Here is a 16,487-nt window from a genome sequence, read left to right as displayed (position 1 = left end):
GCGTCAGGTGGACATACTTCTATCACTAAGTATAACACCCAGGAAGAATATCACTACCATGTTCAAAATGAATTGTACCTAAATAAGTATTATATCTTATTCCCAGGCGATTATCAAGGTTCTCCCAATGCAATTAATTAATCTATTCTTATTCTTGACGATGCTACTTACCTACCAGCAATTTATGAGCAAAGACGGTAGTTTGGATCAAGATTTTGCTGAAGTTGAAGCGCTGGAAGTTCACGAGAAAGCTAATTCTTCACCCTAATGAAGGTTTGATGTATCTAGGTAAGATACCTTTCTCTGGAGCTGGAATGAGCTATTATGCTAATGGGGTATTGGCTAAGCGTACAGAATATGTCAATGGAAAGAGAAATGGATTACTTCAGAAATGGTTTGAAGACGGCAGTATAGCATTTGAAGCTCATTACAATGACAATAAATTAAATGGTTCTGTAAAATCATGGTGGAGCAATAAAAACCTGCGCTCCTCAGGTAACTTTCTCGCAGGAAAATCTCATGGACTTCAACAGCAGTGGTATAGTTCGGGGGTCAAGTTTAAAGAAATGAATTTAGTGGATGGAAAAGAGGTGGGGATGCAACGAGCCTGAGAGAGAAAATGGTAAAATCTACGTGAATTATCAGGCGAAGAATGGACGTATTTATGGTCTAAAACGTGCCAATCTTTGCTTCGAATTAGACGATGAAACGGTGGTTTACAATGACTAGATATCTTAACCTATTTCTGGTTATACTCCTAGCTGCCTGTGCAGAAAAGACCAGTGAAAATCAAGCAGGAATCACAGCGTTTGCTGAAACGACTAGTGTGGAGCAACTCCCATATTATCAGGATGCCACGTTCACACCAGTGTGGTACGAAAGTGAAGATGATTTACCAAGTGATTTTCATCAGATACCAGCATTTAATTTTCAGAACCAGCTTGGGGATACTATCTCAGATCAAGATTTGAAAGGAAAGATATTCGTGGTGGATTTCTTTTTCACGACTTGTCCGGGAATCTGCCCTAAAATGACTGCAAATATGGCTTTGGTACAGGAAGCTTTTAAACATGACGATCAGGTGACTTTACTGTCACATTCCGTTACACCTGAGTTTGATCAGGTGCCTATTTTGAAAGAATATGCTGATGAGCATGGAGTAGAATCAGGAAAATGGCATTTGCTTACGGGAGCAAGAGAGCAGATCTACGAACTCGCCAGAAATCAATATTTCGTGGAGGAGGATCTCGGTTTGTTAAAGGATCCAGATGAATTTCTTCATACGGAAAATTTTCTCCTAATCGATAGGGATCGTCATATCCGAGGGATTTATAATGGGCTAAATAAAACATCTGTACTTCAGCTCATATCAGATATTAAAACACTTAAAAACACGTAGAATTTCAAATTAAACCAAAAAAAAATGAAAAAGTTAGTATTAGGAATTTGTATGATGGGATTCACCATTTTTGGCTTTGCCCAAGGTCAACCTCGTCAAGGTCAGGAGCGTCAGGGCCCACCTTCTCAGGAGGAAATGCTTAAAAAAGCTACAACTGAACTTAAGTTGAGTGAGGAGCAAGTGAAAGAGTGGGAGACCATAATGAAGAAATACAGTTCCGTAGAGAAGGATAGAAAGAAAGCAGGAGAGACTCGCAAAGAGATGAATGATGCCCTCCTTAAGACGCTCACTGAAGATCAAGCTGCAAAGTTTAAGAAAATGCAGGAAAGACAAGGCCCTCCAAGAAAGGAATAATAATTGGCTGTGGGTTTATTGAAAAAGCTGCCTCATTTAAGAGGCAGCTTTTTTCTTACCATTACTGTAGGAGTATGATATCATCGATGACTACGCTAGTTTTCATAAAGGTGAGACTCAATTTTTCAATACAGCGTTCTTGGTAGATTGAGCAATACCATTTAAATATTCCGGGATTAATTGTTTTAATCTAAACGATTGGTTAGGTTTGTGTACTTATTCATTAAAATGGCAAGAAGTAAGAATTATAGCGAAGAGGAAGTAATTGAAAAAGCGATGAGCCTTTTCTGGAGAAATGGCTATGAGACTACGTCTATGCAGATGCTTGAAAAGGAAATGGGGATCAATAAGTTTTCCATTTACTCGAGTTTTGGAAGTAAAAATGGCCTGTTTCTGGAAAGTATTAAATGCTATAAAAAGAAGCTTTCGGTCATTACTACCGTGCTTCAATCTTCCAATAATGGGATACAGGGTATCAAGGAATATTTCTATGCTTTTCTCGAGTTTTCCAAAGAAAATGAGTCTTGCAAAGGTTGCCTAGTCACCAATACTTCCAATGAACTGGGAAAGGATGCAGATCCGGAGATCTTAATGCAGCTTCAACATTTTATTGTAGAGATCAAAGAGTTGTTTGTGAACAACCTTGGTCAGGAAGCAGGCTTGAATAGGAGTAAAATTGAGGAGTATGCTGATTATCTAATTATCTCTCTATATGGGCTAGGGTCAGCTTCAAGGGTCTTTAGGAAAGATCAATTGTCAGTTTTTATTGAAAACATATTTAAAATTCTATAGCAATAATTTATTTGCCTAATATCTAAACATTCGTTTAGATATTTTAACTAAACCAACTTACTATGAGTAAATTAACGATTCATGATTTAGTTTCAGCACCTCAAGAGAGCAAGGTGTTTTTAGAAAATTCCCAAAAAAAGAATGGATACATTCCAGGTCTTCACGGGGTACTAGCAGGAGCTCCGGGCCTATTGGAAGCCTATCAAAAAATTCATGAACTTTTCGTCAATTCCTCATTTAATAACGAGGAATTAACCGTAGTGTGGCAAACGATTAATGTGGAGCATGAGTGTCATTATTGTGTTCCGGCACATACGGGAATAGCGAAAATGATGAAAGTGGATGACGCAATTACCGAAGCTCTAAGAGAAGGGACGGCTTTGCCAAACTCGAAGCTTCAGGTGCTGCACGAAACAACTTTGGCGATGGTTCGCAAGCGAGGTAATCTATTAGATGAGGAGGTTGCAGCATTCTACGCTGCAGGTTATGACGAGCGCCACTTGCTTGAGATTATACTTGGCTTATCTCAGAAAATAATCAGTAATTATACAAATCACCTTGCTGAAACACCTGTGGATAAACCATTTGAAAAGTACGCTTGGAACCCTGAAACAGCTAATTAATCACATTAGGACAAGAGCAAATTTTCGGATTTGTTCTTGTTTCATTAAGACTTATCAATGAAGAAATCAGTTAGAATTTTAAGTGGTATTTTAGGGGTAATTGTGCTATTGCCAGGAGTGGGTAAGTTTATGGAGCCTTTCAAAACTTTGGTCAATCAGCAATTGGTTTTAAGTGCTATCCCTTTTCCAGATCAGATGCAGTTTTTGGTCAAATTTAGCCAACTTACAGTAGGATTGGTTTTAATTTATCTGGCATTTTATGGCAATAAATTAAAATTAAGGATGAGAGAAACTACCTTTTACCTGGCAAATATGACAGTCATTCTCATGATGTTGGTGGCTAGTTATGTGCATCTTCATCCAAATGTTCCTGCTGCAGTTTTGCCTTTGGGGATTAAGCCACCCTTAATTCCAATTGCTTACTTAATTCTAGTTTTCTTTAACCTATACTTATACAAATCATCACCAACAAAAAATTCAACACATGTTTGACACAAGAAGGGCTTTTATTAAAAATATAGGAATAGTAGGGGCTGGAGGAATGATTTTACCAAATTTTGCTATGACAAACTCAACCGAAAATACCATATTAACCAATGCCACTCGACCAAAGGTTTTGTTTTTTGATGTAAACGAAACACTCCTTGATCTTACTGCGATGAAAAAGCAGGTGAGTGCAGCACTTGGTGGGAGAGAGGATTTGATGCCGCTTTGGTTTACTACCATGCTTCAGTATTCTCTTGTAGTTTCTGCAGGCGGGCAATACGAGCATTTTGGTTATGTGGGAGCTGCTGCCTTGCAGATGGTTGCCGCAAACAACGGAATAGCTATTTCTGAAGCTGATGCAAGAGAGACCATTGGCAAATCTATCAGTTCTTTGCCTGCACATCCAGAGGTCAAAGCTGCTTTGGGTCAATTAAAAGCCGCTGGATACAAGTTGGTGTCCTTTACTAATTCTTCCAATGAAGGCGTAAAAAAGCAATTTGAATATGCCGGTTTGTTGGAATTCTTCGACGAAAGACTGAGTGTGGAAGATGTAGGGAAATTCAAGCCCTTTTCAGAGACCTACACTTGGGCTGCTGAAAAAGTGGGTGTAAAACCTGAAGAATGTATGCTCATAGCCGCACATGGTTGGGATGTTGCCGGTGCGATGTGGGCGAATTGGAGAGCTGCATTTATCTCCCGTCCTGGTCAACAAATTTTCCCGTTGGCTCCGGTTACAGAGATCTCAGAGCCAGATCTTCAAAAAATTGCTGATATATTGGTCAATTATAAGTGATCAGATTTTGAACACTTTGTTTTCAAGTAAATCAAAAGAATGACACGAGAGGATAGTTTGTGGATCCGGCAACTAATTGAAGGCAATGATTTGGCTTTCAAAATGCTTTATGACCACTATTCTCCCAAAGTTTATAATACGCTTCTCAGCTATACGAAAAATGCAGAGGATGCTGAAGAATTGCTTCAGGATGTTTTTATGACAGTTTATAATACAGCAAAGACATTTCGAGCTGACTCTTCTGTGAGTACTTGGATTTATAGGATTTCTGTAAACAAGGCCTTGGATTTTCTTAGGAAAAAGAACAGCACAAAGCGATTCGGTATATTTTCTTCCCTCTATAAGAAAGACTCTGCTGAGATCAAGTACGAGTCTGTTGACTTTATACATCCTGGCGTCAAATTGGAAAACCAAGAGAACGCCAGGATACTTTTTCGCGTCATAGACGAATTGTCGGAGAAGCAGAAAACGGTATTTATCCTTACCCAAATTGAAGATCTTTCACAGCAGGAAGTAGCCGATATTTTGCAGACTACACGCAAAGCCGTGGAGTCTCTGTTGCAGCGGGCAAAGGCTAATTTAAAAGTTGCTTTAGAAAAACATTTTCCCGAGCGAGGGAATTCACCAAAAAATCCGTCTTAATACTAAATGGAAAACTGGAAAGATGAAATATTGTCAAGCATGAAGGGAGCAGAGCGCTCTGAAGTTCCTGCTGGTGCATTTCGTAAAATCGAGCAACAGATTAAGTTACAAAAGCAAAAGCAGGTAACTCCTCTGAGGTGGCTTGCTGTGGCGGCTTGCGTCACTGCGATTGTAGGAGGTAATCTGTTTTTTATCTTGAACTATGATCAAACTACTGCAACTTCAATTTCTAACGATTCTTATTCGGTTTTAATTTCTGATTTTAATATTTACAGCAATGAATAATACAAACCTTTATAAGATAGGATTGATCCTGATGCTGGTGATTAATGGAGTATTGATCTTCATGATGTTGCGAGGACCGAAAATGCCTCCTCCAAATGAGGGCGGATTGATGGAGAAAATCTCAGAAAAGCTAGACCTGAATGAGGAACAAAAGAAGAAATATTTTGAATTAGCACTAGATCATAGCAAGAAGGTGGCAAAGCTGGAAGCTGAGCAAAGGAAGATGGTGAAGGAATATTTCGATAATCTGAAAACAAATGATTCAGCTGGTGAGAAGGAGGTTTTAGCACAAATAGAAAGCCTTGAAGGAGACAAAATCACGGTTACATACCAACATTTTAAAGATTTGAAATTGCTTTGTAATGAAAGTCAGCTTGCACACTTTGATGAGATTATAGCAGATGTGTTGAGGGTTTTGGTCTCAGATCAAAAACAACCTAATATGCCGCCTAGGAATAGATAAGTAATCGGTATTTTTAGATACTATAAAGTGATAGGAGGCTGTTTCATAGAGAGACAGCCTCTTTTCTATTACAGACGATATGAGAGTCCATTCACTGATGAGGCGGCATCAGTTTTTTGTGGCAATCCTTTCATTCCGATCAGATCTAAGATAAATAGGTATATACGCTTTCTACTAGTAAGGAGGCAAAAGCAATGTGAGATTTGTCAAACTTAAGAATTGAGGACATTTCGATCGCCGGTCACTCGTACTAAGTGTAGCCTAAGTGTCTGTTTTTCATTTAGATAGGAAATTAGTCTAAGGTTTCTGGCCTCATTGCGGATAATCTTACAATAAATTCCTTCCCCTCAATTTTTTAACTTAAACAAGAAAAAAAGTAACCAACCCGAGGGATTCACTCAGAAGCCGCGTCTATATCTCTAAACCCCGAGATATCGAAAAAGTTTAAGTTACTAGTTGTCCCTTTTTTGGTCGCAATGGTAATAATCACCGCCGTGATGGGAGGGTTTATTTACCATAAGAATATAGGTAAACCTAATTTTCAAAAGGCATCTATCCTGTCTCAATCCTAATTTCCACATTCATAGAAACTCCAAAAGGTGAATAGTCAAGCCTGAGTTTTAAGTAAGGTCATACATCCTAGGACGTTTTCAAAAAATCACAGATATATAATTGAACCAACTTCAAATCACCATTAAAAACTATCACTTATGAAAAAATTACTCTTATCCATCATTTTACTTTCCCTCTTCATAGCCTGCAGTGAAGTAGATAGCATTACCCCGGAGGAAATTATTGAAGAAGATTATTCAGATGGAGATTTTGAGCCGACAGACTGGGGAGTGGCAACCCACAGCAACGATGCGGATCCAAATTTTGCAGAGGTCTTTGAGGATAAGGTCGTAAAGCGAATAGACATTGTAGTCACTTCCGCCCGCTGGCAAGCAATGCTGGACGATATGACTAGTCTATATGGGAACTTTGGAGTAGGAGGAGGATCTGGCGGAGGTGCTTCATTTGCAGAGGAGAATCCTGTTTTTGTTCCAGCAGAGGTTTTTTACGAAGGGCAGGAATGGTATCGAGTAGGCCTTCGATTTAAAGGCAATTCCAGTCTATCCTCAACTTGGAAGTCTGGGAATATGAAACTGCTCTTTCAAACTTGATTTTGATGAATTTGAAGACAACTACCCTCAGATTAAAAATCAGCGCTTTTTCGGATTCAAAAAACTAAGTCTTAAAAATAACTTCAATGATAAATCCATGCTTCGTGAAAAGGTGGCTGCGGATATTTTTAGAAATGCAGGATTAGCTAGTTCGCATACTGCATTTTATAGAGTTTATGTAGATAATGGTAGTGGTCCAGTTTATTTTGGATTATACACCATGGTCGAAGAAGTGGATGATACGCTGATTGACACGCAGTTTTCGGATAATGATGGGAATCTGTATCAGCCGGATGGTATTGGGGCAAGTTTTGCTGAAGGCTCATTTACTGAATCTGTTTTTGTGAAAGAAACCAATGAGGATGATGCCGATTGGTCCGATATTCAGAATCTATTCTCTGCTTTGCATGCCAGCAACCGGACTAGTGACCCTGCTGCGTGGAGAGCCAATTTGGAGACTGTTTTGGATACAGATGTATTCTTAAAGTACTTAGCAGCGAATACGGTCATCCAAAACTGGGATACCTATGGAAGGATGACTCACAATTACTTCTTGTATAATAATCCAGACACAAAACTTCTGAACTGGATTCCTTGGGACAATAACGAGGCCTTACAAACTGGAAACATGGGAGGATCTTTACCTTTGAATTTTTCAGGTCTTTCTTCCACTCAGTGGCCACTTATAGGGTATTTGTATGCCGATCCTGTCTATAAAGGGAAGTATGATACCTATGTGGAAGAGGTAATCAATGGCGTGTTTAGCACGAGTGAAATACAGGCTGTTTACACAGAATATGCTACGCTGATTGAACCCTATGCGACCACGGAAACACGCGGATATACTTTCTTAAATAGCAGTGCTGATTTTCAATCAGCAGTAAGCACACTAAAATCACATGCTGCTCAACGTGCAGCGGCAGTAAAAGCCTATTTAGGGAATTAATCTTGTTGGAAGTAAACTAACTTAAAAATTTATAAGTACAGACTTGGGATTGTAATCACCTGAAAAGGACTTCAGGATTTATGGTTCCAAGTCTGTAGTTGTTTTGAACACTTGTAAATTCAAAATCGATTGGTCCAAGATCCTTTATAGAAATGAAATTATCGATTGATTGGATCATTCGAAAAGAACATTGTCTCATTCATGTTTTCCTTTAGCTCTTTAATAAACTTCGTGCTTTAGATTTTTTTTGGTACTCAAAAACATTCTGCTTGCATGAGCAGATAAACCAGCGCCTAGTAATAGAAATAGCTCCAAATCTGAAATTTTAGCTGTAAAACGATGGCTGGCACCGAAGAGTTGATTATGAGTAAGAATCCCTGATCCAGGTATATCTTGAGTAATCCCAGTATAGAAATTATGAAGTGTAGTGCTAAAAGTATCTAGCAGCAACTTATGGCTATAGATAAAAAAAAGCCATCCGAATTAACGAATGGCTTGTGGGCCCACCTGGGATCGAACCAGGCACCTACTGATTATGAGTCAGTTGCTCTAACCGAATGAGCTATAGGCCCGAAATTAACTTCAGTTTTGGCTCGTATTCGCCTTAAACCTTGGTTTTGGGTGTGCAATGTTACATATTTGAATGCAAATACACAACCCATATTTCGAATGAAAAATGCACCTGATGCAGACTTTTTGATTTTTGATTTAGGAAATGTCATCATAGATATAGATTATCAGAAGGCAATAAATCGTATCAAAGAGGAAGTTTCTTCTGAGTTCCATCACAAAGTAGAGGGCTTTTATCTAACTGATTTTCACAAGGATTATGAGGTAGGTAGAATCAATTCGGCTGAGTTTCGGCAAGCTGTAAAAGCGTATTTTAATCAGGAGTGGAAGGATGAAAAAGTAGATGAATTGTGGAACAGTTTACTGCTAAAAATTCCTTCAGAAAGGCTTGAATTAATTTCAAAATTGAGAGAAAAATTTCAGGTTGGTGTATTAAGCAATACAAATTTGATCCATATTAATGCTGTAAATAGAATTTTACAGAATGATCATAGCCTACAAAATTTTGATCCAATTTTTGATTGGGTGTTTTTAAGTCATGAAATGGGACTAGCTAAACCTTCTGCAGAAATCTATGAAAAGATGCTGGTGGACTAGGAACATCGGGAGACCGTGTGGTCTTTTTTGATGATTTAATTGCCAACGTGGAAGGTGCTAAAAAAGTAGGTATTCAGGCTGTACATGTGACAGGACCTGAAGTGATTTTCGATTATTTTAAGAATGTATAGCAAAAAAGAATACCTCCGTCACGGAATTCTATTTCTAGTTACTCTGATTGCTACTACACTCGCAGGAGCAGAATGGGTTTATGGTAAATCGGTGCTTGGTTTGGATGATAGCTTCCTGACCTGGGAGTATTTTTGGAAATCCATGGCTTTCTCCATTCCCTTTATTGGAATTTTACTAATTCACGAGTTAGGACATTTTTTTATTGCTATATACCACAAAGTGAAATGCACCCTGCCTTATTTTATACCTGGATGGTTAGGATTTATTGGAATACCCACTATTGGTACCTTTGGAGCAGTAATCCAGATGAAGGGCTTTGTAAACAGTCGAAAAAAGTTTTTCGATATAGGCGTTGCTGGACCTCTTGCAGGTTTTTTGATTGCGCTTATCGTGCTTATTTATGGTTTTGCTACACTTCCTGAACCTGATTTTATTTATTCCATACATCCAGAATATTCTGATCCTAATTTTCAAGGTTATGAAGAAGGAGTATTAGATTTTGAGTTGGGTAATAACCTGCTTTTCTGGGGATTGGGAGAGGTATTTGCAGATCCAGATCGTATGCCACCTATGGCGGAGGTGATACATTACCCTTATTTATTTGCTGGATTTCTTGCTTTGTTTTTCACAGCTTTAAATTTACTACCGATAGGGCAGTTGGATGGTGGGCATGTGATATTTGGTCTTTTTCCGAGACGCCACAAAGAGATTTCTTTAGTTGCCTATATTTTATTTATAGGATACGCAGGAATCGGCATTATTAGTCCTTATTCTCCTATTGAGGATTTGATGCTATGGATTCCTCTTTACTTGGGATTCCTCTTTATTTGTTTCACCAAGTCAGGCTTAAGTTTAAAGAATAGGGTCACACTTGCTTTGGGGATAGCTGCGTTTCAGTATGCATTGGCCTTCATCAATCCTGAGCTTCATGGATATCAGGGATGGTTATTTTATGGCTTTTTACTAGGGAGAATTATGGGTTTGCGTCATCCAGAAGTATCGGGTTTCCGCGAGTTAGATACCAACAGAAAAATAGTAGGTGTGGTAGCCATAGTGGTATTCATCCTATGTTTTTCTCCCGAGCCATTTATTTTCAAATAAAAAAACTCCCCGAAGGGAGTTGGTTTTAAAGATTTCTGTAAGCTAAAATTCCTCCGGTGGTGTTTCGAACTTTTGAAAAACCTTTGGACTCCAAAAATTTCTTAGCATTCATACTTCTGGCTCCTGATCTACAGTGAACTACTATTTCAGAGTCTTTGTATGCTTCCAATTCGTCAAGTCTAGAGGGTAAATCCGCTAATGGGATATTTTTTGCGCCCAAATTATCATCCTCGTATTCCCATTCTTCGCGAACATCAAGAAACATGAATTTTTCGTTGTTATCCAATCTGGATTTGAGGTCTTCTACTGTTATATCTTCCATATTATTATTTGACTAAAATTCTATATGATTGCATTCCAGCTCCGGTTACCAAGTTTAGTACATAAATTCCCGGACGCTGTCCGTTAAAATTAACGATTTCTCCTTTGGGTGAAAATTGACGCTCAAGAAAAATTTCTCTCCCATAGGAATCAAAGACTCTAGCTTCACTAAATTCCCCTTCCAAATTGAGTAGGGTCTCTACCGGATTAGGATAAATCCTAATATTACCCTCAGGTGCGACTACCTCTTCAAATGGTGCTTCCAGACTAATATGCGGCCTGATCATCAGCGAACCCTGCACTTCCTCATTTTGAACCCAAGCCCCCACAACGTTGTAATAAAGCTTATCGCCGTTGTCATTAACCTTATCTAGACCTACATGGATAAAGTCGTTGGTGAATTGCGTAAAGCCAATGTAAAAGTCTCCATCAACCTTGATATTCGTGTCAAGAGAATAATATAAAAACTCTTGACCAGCTTCCTTTACCGCAATTAAATCCTCCTTTGTGAGGATTGGGTCTTTATCGAGATCCGTCCATACATTTATATCTACGGCTTGATTTGCTTGTTTTGGGTTACTGAAATTTATAGAAATTCCTTTCAGATATACCTCTTGAGGCGTAAAGTATTTCACAGCTAATTGACCGGATCTCTGATTAATTCCAGCTGCGTAATCAGCAGAACCATTGTCATAGGCAAAGTAGTCTAAGAGTGGGAAAAATGTCTTTACAGTATCGTTTAGCTCATAATTTACAGTGGGGAAATAGGTGGTATCTCCTGCCGAAACTTCATAAAGTAATTCATCGCCAGAGGTAATGGCAGAGATAATTTCCAAAGTCGTTTTATTCTCTGGAATTGGAATTTCATCAAAGTTCCTACTTTCAAAATCTCTTCTCTCTAGAGCATTCGGTACCGGGTTGAAAGGAGTATTTAGATTTATGGGCGTACTACTCTTAGTGGAAGAATCTCTGATCACGATAGAATACTCCATGGCACGAAAGCGATTTTCCAGATTGTAGAATGTGTTTTTCACTGTACTCCAAAGATCGTTTTGATTGCTTTCTAAGAGCACAAATGGGTAGGCGCCGAATTCATCAATTCTAAGTTCATTTGTCTTGGTTAAGCTTCTGTCCTTATAGTCGAGATCAGAACTTGTTCTCCCATCATTGAGGTAGATGTAATCTATTATCCAACTATCAAAGGGGCCTGATTGCCTGCCCTCTGAGAAAAATCTAAACTGAAAATTGGCGTGTTGCCAAGAAGGTAGAATTTTGACTATCTCTTGTGTGAAGACTTCAGTATCCAGTGACACTCCACCAAGTTGACTCCAGATGGTGATCCAGCTTCCTGCTGGGTCAAGAATTTGCAAGATTAGCTGATCACTTTCATCTGGAAGTTCTGCTCTGCCTGCTGCTTGCCAAAAAAAACTTAAATACAGACTTTCACTATCTGGTGCACTTAGCGTACTAAGGTCAAATGATTTTGAGGTTAGGTAGTCCGTTTCTCCCTGATCACGTTGTGCTAATGAGTATGGATTGCCGTTTGCATCTACCCCATCAAAAAGAATCATCCCAATAGATGGTGGATTTAAGCCTATAGTTTCAGTATATGATGCGCCTGAAACTGTCCATTTCAGTGTGTCTATCCCTTGGGAAAAATCATCCCAAAAAGGGAGGGTATTCCCTGCAGTGGTTCTCCAGTTAAGGTCAGAAAATTCCTGGGATTTTATTTTAGAATGCTGGATAGGTGCAATCTCCACCAATTGGCCAAAAGCCAAAGTCGATATGAAAAAGCCTACAAGAAGCCCTGTCATCCGAAAAATGTGGTGGATTTTTAGCATGTAGCCTACAAGTTATCTTTCGCAATCCAAAGATCAATCAATTCTCCAGTTTTCACCTGCCTAGTTGCTTCAGGATTTTGCCGCAATACTTTGCCTGCCCCCACGGAGTCGGTATCAAGATAATACTTATTACCTACCCTTAAGCTAGAACCCAATATTAAGAACTCAGCATCTACCTCGTCCATTCCTTTTAGATCAGGAACAGCCAGGATTTGATTACCCATTCCATCTCCAACAACCAAGTCAATTTTTGCGCCTTTAGGGATTTCGAATCCTTCAGGCACATTTACTCCACGGTATTTTTGCTCCAAAACCACATTGATACCGATATCTGGTACATACCTGATATCTCCTCTTTCCAATCCCATGTTTGCCAATATCTCCTGTACGTTTTTTAGCTGAGTATTTACTAAGTTTGGCATTTTTAGCATAGGAGCATTTCGGGCGTTCAGCGTCAGGTAAACGGTTTTACCACTTTTTACCTGAGCGTTTGGCTCTGGGATTTGCTTCAAAATTGCAAAAGTCTTGAGATCTGTGTTGAATCCTGAGTCTAGCGACACTTCATATTGAAGACCAGCTCTATCGAGAATATCTACGCCTTCATCGAATGTATAGCCGGACAAATCCGGAACAGAGACTGATTCACCATGGTTGGTGTACATGGGTAGATAAACTTTCAAAAAAAGGAAACCCAGTAATACTGAAATCCCTATGATCACTAGGAGGTTAATTAATATCTTTTTCAAAAGGAAAGTGGAATGTAATACTTGAGAAATTTTAATAGTTAAAGATAAGCGGGAAATTCAATCCTCACAACGAAGAATTATTCTAAAACTGTTTTATCCCTCAGGCAAAAAATAAGCCGAAGAGGATTTCTTCAGCTTATTTTTGCTTAATTAATGATTAATCTTCGTGTTTCTCTAATCGTATTACTCGATATATTGACAATAAACACACCCTTAGAAAAAAGTTGAGTGCTAAAAGAATAAGTCTGATTAAGTGTGCCCTGGGTAGACAATTTCTTGAACCAATGCACCTGTACTTGAGATGACTTGAATGGTTACATCTTCCAAATCATTCAAATTAAACGAAATATTGAATACATCTCGTGCTGGATTTGGGTACAGAACGGACATTCCTATCGCAGGCACTACCGGCTCAGGATTAGCATTCAAGAATAATTCTATATTATCTAAGTAGATAGGTGGATCAGTCTCCAATCCATTTTCTAATACAAACGCAAGCCTTGTTTGGGTTTTTCCTGACCCCGCAAAATCACTCAAATTGACAAATTTACGAACGTAATCGCCTGGACTGTTAGGATTTGCTTCTCCAGATGAAACTGTAGAAAGTGAAGATCCACTGGCAGACCAGACTTCCGAATAGGTATTTCCACCATTGGAACTAGCCAATAGTTTCAGCCTTGTATTGGCACCATTTACACCCGCCGCAAGGTCAAAGAATATACTTGCTTGTCTACTAGCCGATAAGTCAAAAATTGGTGTTCCTAGCCAGTAGGAGTCGTCCTGTTTTTTGGTAGTAGCGCGTACTACATTATTTGGCCCTTCGGTAGATGAAGCCGAAGCAATAATCCACCCTTCATCATTTGATTCAGGGTTAATTGTCTGCCACGGAGTTAATGCTGCTGAGCTATTGAAATTTTGTCTCCAGGGCACTGGTATGGTGGAATCATCTTCTATCACGTACAACTCCGTGCTGTCAGAGTTATTTCCATTTTGATCAAAGTTTGGTTGTGATACTACAAACTTAACTTTACTTTTTCCCACAGTAGTCCTATTTGGAATAGAAATATCGATGGACTCAGATGGTGAAAATGTGCTGCCACTGGCCAAATAAGTTTGTGCAGGAGCATCGTTTACTGAACTTGAAAATAAGAAGGTAGATACAGGAACAGTCCCGCTGTTAATTAAAGTAACAGTATCAGATTCACTAGTACCATCTGAAATAGGCGTAGGGGATTTAATATCTGAGATATTTAATTTATACTTAAATTCTTCGCTAGGAAGTATCCTGATGTTTTTAATGTAGATGTTGTTTCCGTACGCATTCTCTGAGATAAAAGCTAGCCTGATTGAGCCTAGATCTGCATAGCCTGATAGATTGACTATTTCAGTTCTGAATTGCGTGTTATTGTTCGGGATAAATTCATCTAGAGTGGCTGGAGCGGTTTGTAATTGCGCATCATTTTTATCGTAAGGGGCATTTGCAATATCAAATGTATTACCACAATCTTGGGATACCGCTACTATTAATCCATCGGTAAATCCAGCCTGGTCGTAAGGTGCATAAGCTAGTTCAAATACAAGTTGTGCATTTGGAAATTGAGTTAGATTAATAATCGGAGAGATATAGTAATCTAATTGCCCTGGAGCTTCATATTCGTAATGCCTAATGTAAACCAAATCTTGTGTCTCACCCGAAATTGTTAAGGTTCTTTTTTCCCAAGTCGTGAGTTCATCAGGATTGGAAACAGACCAAGGGGAAGGAAAGGTACTTAAATTATTAGTGTAAGGGAGATTGACAGGTTGCTCCAGTTCAGGGGTAATAATTCTGCTGTTATTTTCAGTGATGATATCAGGGACATCATTGGTCTGGGTAATTCTAAATTCAATCGTGTTTGAATTTGGGAGAAGTGTGAATTGATTAAAATTCACTAAAAATTTCTCTCCGGTAGCTAGATTGAAAGTAACTCTTTTGGATTCCAGAATCGTCCCATTTCTTCGAAGCTCAATTCTTCCTGAAGTCAAGATGTTTTTCCCTGCATTTAGAACCTCTATAGAAGGATTGATAAGTGGGTCACACTCAAATTCGCCTGGTTCCAAAACACTTGCTATTGCTAAATCATTTTCAGCGAGTTGTGGATCCTGAGTGGCTCGGTTATTCAGTAGCGTTACTCTTCTAGGGCTATTTGCAAGTACAACTTCAAATCTTTCCACTTGGCCTTGAGTGAATAGATTCATGCAAGCATCTGGGGTATAATCCATGTAATTTTGGATCATGTCCTGTGTATCGCAGCTGAATCGCGAAGCGTTGGCACTGCAGGCGGAATTGGAATTGTCCTGAGGAGGCGTATCATCCACGAAATCATCTACTCCACATCCACCATCACCCCAGATATGACGCAGGCCAAAAAAATGACCTACTTCGTGAGTGGCAGTTCGGCCTCTTGACGAGGATACTGCACTTCCACCAATACCAAAATATCTATAATCTATGACTACGCCGTCAGTAATCGCAGAATTTGGTGTGCCATTGAGACCAGGTAGATCAGAAATTGGAAATGAAGAATAACCGATGTATGGACTAACCAAGGGAATCACATACATATTCATGTATTCAGCTGGATTCCATTGGATCAACTGGCCTATGGTGGTGGCGTCAGTATTCGGATCATAGGAAGATTTTGAGCCTACCGTACGGGTGATTCCACTTGTAGGTAATCCTGATGGGTCTTGCTTGGCTAATATGAATTCAATATTGATTTGGCCAGCGACAGGGGCGAAAATAGCTGGTGTATTTACTGCATCAGCATTTAATCTTTGAAAATCCTCATTCAATATCCTTATTTGCTCCTCAATCTGAGAAAGAGGAACATTGGTCCCTTGTCCCATACTCTCACCATTGTGGATTACATGAACTACCACTGGGATAAGAATAGGATCATCGCTTATTCTGGATAGGGTTTGAGGTCTACTTTTATAGTCTTCTATCCTGTCATTTATCCAGCTTTCAAAAAATGGTTTTGAGCCGAAATAGCCCAATTCCTTTTCCATTTTTTGTTCTAAAATCGTATGACCGCACTTTTCTCTATGGGTATGAGAATTAGACTGGTTTAGTTGATCAGTGATGTCAAAGGTTTTGAATTGCTGCGCAAAGCCTGATGAAAACACAAAAAACGCTCCGAGTAGGAGCATACTGGCTTTGTCAATAACCCGAAAACCTTTTTTCATTACTATAA

18 protein-coding genes and 1 tRNA gene are annotated in these 16,487 nt (G+C 39.1%); 14 read left to right on the top strand and 5 right to left on the bottom strand.

What is annotated here, in order from left to right; all coding sequences use genetic code 11:
• Positions 1-224: 224 nt before the first annotated feature.
• The 12 genes from AC0L6R_RS09680 to AC0L6R_RS09625 all read left to right on the top strand — a co-directional run bounded on the left by AC0L6R_RS09680 (position 225) and on the right by AC0L6R_RS09625 (position 7,946).
• Positions 225-611, top strand: coding sequence for a toxin-antitoxin system YwqK family antitoxin (locus tag AC0L6R_RS09680; RefSeq protein ID WP_473270986.1), 387 nt, complete (start codon positions 225-227; stop codon positions 609-611).
• Between the two features lie 110 nt (positions 612-721).
• Positions 722-1,399, top strand: a complete 678-nt coding sequence (locus tag AC0L6R_RS09675; protein ID WP_473270985.1) for an SCO family protein — start codon at positions 722-724, stop codon at positions 1,397-1,399.
• A gap of 24 nt (positions 1,400-1,423) precedes the next feature.
• Complete coding sequence (locus AC0L6R_RS09670; RefSeq protein WP_473270984.1) at positions 1,424-1,753, top strand: hypothetical protein; 330 nt, start codon at positions 1,424-1,426, stop codon at positions 1,751-1,753.
• Between the two features lie 210 nt (positions 1,754-1,963).
• On the top strand, positions 1,964-2,545 hold the full coding sequence (locus AC0L6R_RS09665) for a TetR/AcrR family transcriptional regulator (RefSeq protein WP_473270983.1): 582 nt from the start codon (positions 1,964-1,966) through the stop codon (positions 2,543-2,545).
• Between the two features lie 62 nt (positions 2,546-2,607).
• Entirely contained in the window at positions 2,608-3,168 is a 561-nt protein-coding gene (locus AC0L6R_RS09660; protein WP_473270982.1) for a carboxymuconolactone decarboxylase family protein, read from the top strand.
• Positions 3,169-3,225: 57 nt separating this feature from the next.
• Positions 3,226-3,660, top strand: a complete 435-nt coding sequence (locus AC0L6R_RS09655) for a hypothetical protein (RefSeq protein WP_473270981.1) — start codon at positions 3,226-3,228, stop codon at positions 3,658-3,660.
• Complete coding sequence (locus AC0L6R_RS09650) at positions 3,653-4,447, top strand: haloacid dehalogenase type II (RefSeq protein WP_473270980.1); 795 nt, start codon at positions 3,653-3,655, stop codon at positions 4,445-4,447. Before AC0L6R_RS09655 ends, AC0L6R_RS09650 begins: the two co-directional genes overlap by 8 nt.
• A 39-nt stretch (positions 4,448-4,486) precedes the next feature.
• The gene (locus AC0L6R_RS09645; protein WP_283414282.1) at positions 4,487-5,089 is read left to right on the top strand and encodes an RNA polymerase sigma factor; all 603 of its coding nucleotides are present in this window, start codon (positions 4,487-4,489) and stop codon (positions 5,087-5,089) included.
• A gap of 6 nt (positions 5,090-5,095) precedes the next feature.
• Complete coding sequence (locus AC0L6R_RS09640; protein ID WP_283414283.1) at positions 5,096-5,374, top strand: hypothetical protein; 279 nt, start codon at positions 5,096-5,098, stop codon at positions 5,372-5,374.
• Complete coding sequence (locus AC0L6R_RS09635; protein WP_473270979.1) at positions 5,367-5,837, top strand: hypothetical protein; 471 nt, start codon at positions 5,367-5,369, stop codon at positions 5,835-5,837. Before AC0L6R_RS09640 ends, AC0L6R_RS09635 begins: the two co-directional genes overlap by 8 nt.
• A gap of 710 nt (positions 5,838-6,547) precedes the next feature.
• Positions 6,548-7,000, top strand: coding sequence for a hypothetical protein (locus AC0L6R_RS09630; protein WP_473270978.1), 453 nt, complete (start codon positions 6,548-6,550; stop codon positions 6,998-7,000).
• 31 nt (positions 7,001-7,031) lie between these two features.
• Positions 7,032-7,946, top strand: coding sequence for a CotH kinase family protein (locus tag AC0L6R_RS09625; protein ID WP_473271022.1), 915 nt, complete (start codon positions 7,032-7,034; stop codon positions 7,944-7,946).
• Between the two features lie 498 nt (positions 7,947-8,444).
• Here AC0L6R_RS09625 and AC0L6R_RS09620 read toward each other — a convergent pair.
• Positions 8,445-8,518, bottom strand: a tRNA-Ile gene (locus AC0L6R_RS09620).
• Positions 8,519-8,615: 97 nt separating this feature from the next.
• Between AC0L6R_RS09620 and AC0L6R_RS09615 the strand changes: the two genes are divergently transcribed.
• Both AC0L6R_RS09615 and AC0L6R_RS09610 read left to right on the top strand, forming a co-directional pair.
• Entirely contained in the window at positions 8,616-9,113 is a 498-nt protein-coding gene (locus AC0L6R_RS09615) for an HAD family hydrolase (protein WP_473270977.1), read from the top strand.
• A 123-nt stretch (positions 9,114-9,236) separates the two neighbouring features.
• Complete coding sequence (locus tag AC0L6R_RS09610) at positions 9,237-10,346, top strand: site-2 protease family protein (protein WP_473270975.1); 1,110 nt, start codon at positions 9,237-9,239, stop codon at positions 10,344-10,346.
• Positions 10,347-10,371: 25 nt separating this feature from the next.
• On the opposite strand, the gene AC0L6R_RS09605 is transcribed toward AC0L6R_RS09610, so the two are convergent.
• The 4 genes from AC0L6R_RS09605 to AC0L6R_RS09590 all read right to left on the bottom strand — a co-directional run bounded on the left by AC0L6R_RS09605 (position 10,372) and on the right by AC0L6R_RS09590 (position 16,479).
• Complete coding sequence (locus tag AC0L6R_RS09605; RefSeq protein ID WP_283414290.1) at positions 10,372-10,668, bottom strand: rhodanese-like domain-containing protein; 297 nt, start codon at positions 10,666-10,668, stop codon at positions 10,372-10,374.
• A gap of 4 nt (positions 10,669-10,672) precedes the next feature.
• Entirely contained in the window at positions 10,673-12,481 is a 1,809-nt protein-coding gene (locus tag AC0L6R_RS09600) for a T9SS type A sorting domain-containing protein (protein ID WP_473270974.1), read from the bottom strand.
• A gap of 32 nt (positions 12,482-12,513) precedes the next feature.
• Positions 12,514-13,254, bottom strand: a complete 741-nt coding sequence (locus AC0L6R_RS09595) for a PASTA domain-containing protein (protein ID WP_473270973.1) — start codon at positions 13,252-13,254, stop codon at positions 12,514-12,516.
• A gap of 249 nt (positions 13,255-13,503) precedes the next feature.
• Positions 13,504-16,479: a M43 family zinc metalloprotease gene (locus AC0L6R_RS09590; RefSeq protein ID WP_473270972.1), complete on the bottom strand. Its 2,976-nt coding sequence runs from the start codon at positions 16,477-16,479 to the stop codon at positions 13,504-13,506.
• Positions 16,480-16,487 lie beyond the last annotated feature (8 nt).

This window comes from Algoriphagus sp. 10J20-15 (assembly GCF_055809615.1).
The sequence above is the reverse complement of the archived record's forward strand: the minus strand, read 5'-3'. Positions and strand labels throughout refer to the sequence as shown.

What these genes read in the sequence shown, in the direction of transcription:
- AC0L6R_RS09675 (WP_473270985.1), top strand. Translation starts at nt 722, where the DNA reads ATGACTAGATATCTTAACCTATTTCTGGTTATACTCCTAGCTGCCTGT.
- AC0L6R_RS09670 (WP_473270984.1), top strand. Translation starts at nt 1,424, where the DNA reads ATGAAAAAGTTAGTATTAGGAATTTGTATGATGGGATTCACCATTTTT.
- AC0L6R_RS09660 (WP_473270982.1), top strand. Translation starts at nt 2,608, where the DNA reads ATGAGTAAATTAACGATTCATGATTTAGTTTCAGCACCTCAAGAGAGC.
- AC0L6R_RS09655 (WP_473270981.1), top strand. Translation starts at nt 3,226, where the DNA reads ATGAAGAAATCAGTTAGAATTTTAAGTGGTATTTTAGGGGTAATTGTG.
- AC0L6R_RS09650 (WP_473270980.1), top strand. Translation starts at nt 3,653, where the DNA reads ATGTTTGACACAAGAAGGGCTTTTATTAAAAATATAGGAATAGTAGGG.
- AC0L6R_RS09645 (WP_283414282.1), top strand. Translation starts at nt 4,487, where the DNA reads ATGACACGAGAGGATAGTTTGTGGATCCGGCAACTAATTGAAGGCAAT.
- AC0L6R_RS09640 (WP_283414283.1), top strand. Translation starts at nt 5,096, where the DNA reads ATGGAAAACTGGAAAGATGAAATATTGTCAAGCATGAAGGGAGCAGAG.
- AC0L6R_RS09635 (WP_473270979.1), top strand. Translation starts at nt 5,367, where the DNA reads ATGAATAATACAAACCTTTATAAGATAGGATTGATCCTGATGCTGGTG.
- AC0L6R_RS09630 (WP_473270978.1), top strand. Translation starts at nt 6,548, where the DNA reads ATGAAAAAATTACTCTTATCCATCATTTTACTTTCCCTCTTCATAGCC.
- AC0L6R_RS09615 (WP_473270977.1), top strand. Translation starts at nt 8,616, where the DNA reads ATGAAAAATGCACCTGATGCAGACTTTTTGATTTTTGATTTAGGAAAT.
- AC0L6R_RS09610 (WP_473270975.1), top strand. Translation starts at nt 9,237, where the DNA reads ATGTATAGCAAAAAAGAATACCTCCGTCACGGAATTCTATTTCTAGTT.
- AC0L6R_RS09605 (WP_283414290.1), bottom strand. Translation starts at nt 10,668, where the DNA reads ATGGAAGATATAACAGTAGAAGACCTCAAATCCAGATTGGATAACAAC.
- AC0L6R_RS09600 (WP_473270974.1), bottom strand. Translation starts at nt 12,481, where the DNA reads ATGACAGGGCTTCTTGTAGGCTTTTTCATATCGACTTTGGCTTTTGGC.
- AC0L6R_RS09590 (WP_473270972.1), bottom strand. Translation starts at nt 16,479, where the DNA reads ATGAAAAAAGGTTTTCGGGTTATTGACAAAGCCAGTATGCTCCTACTC.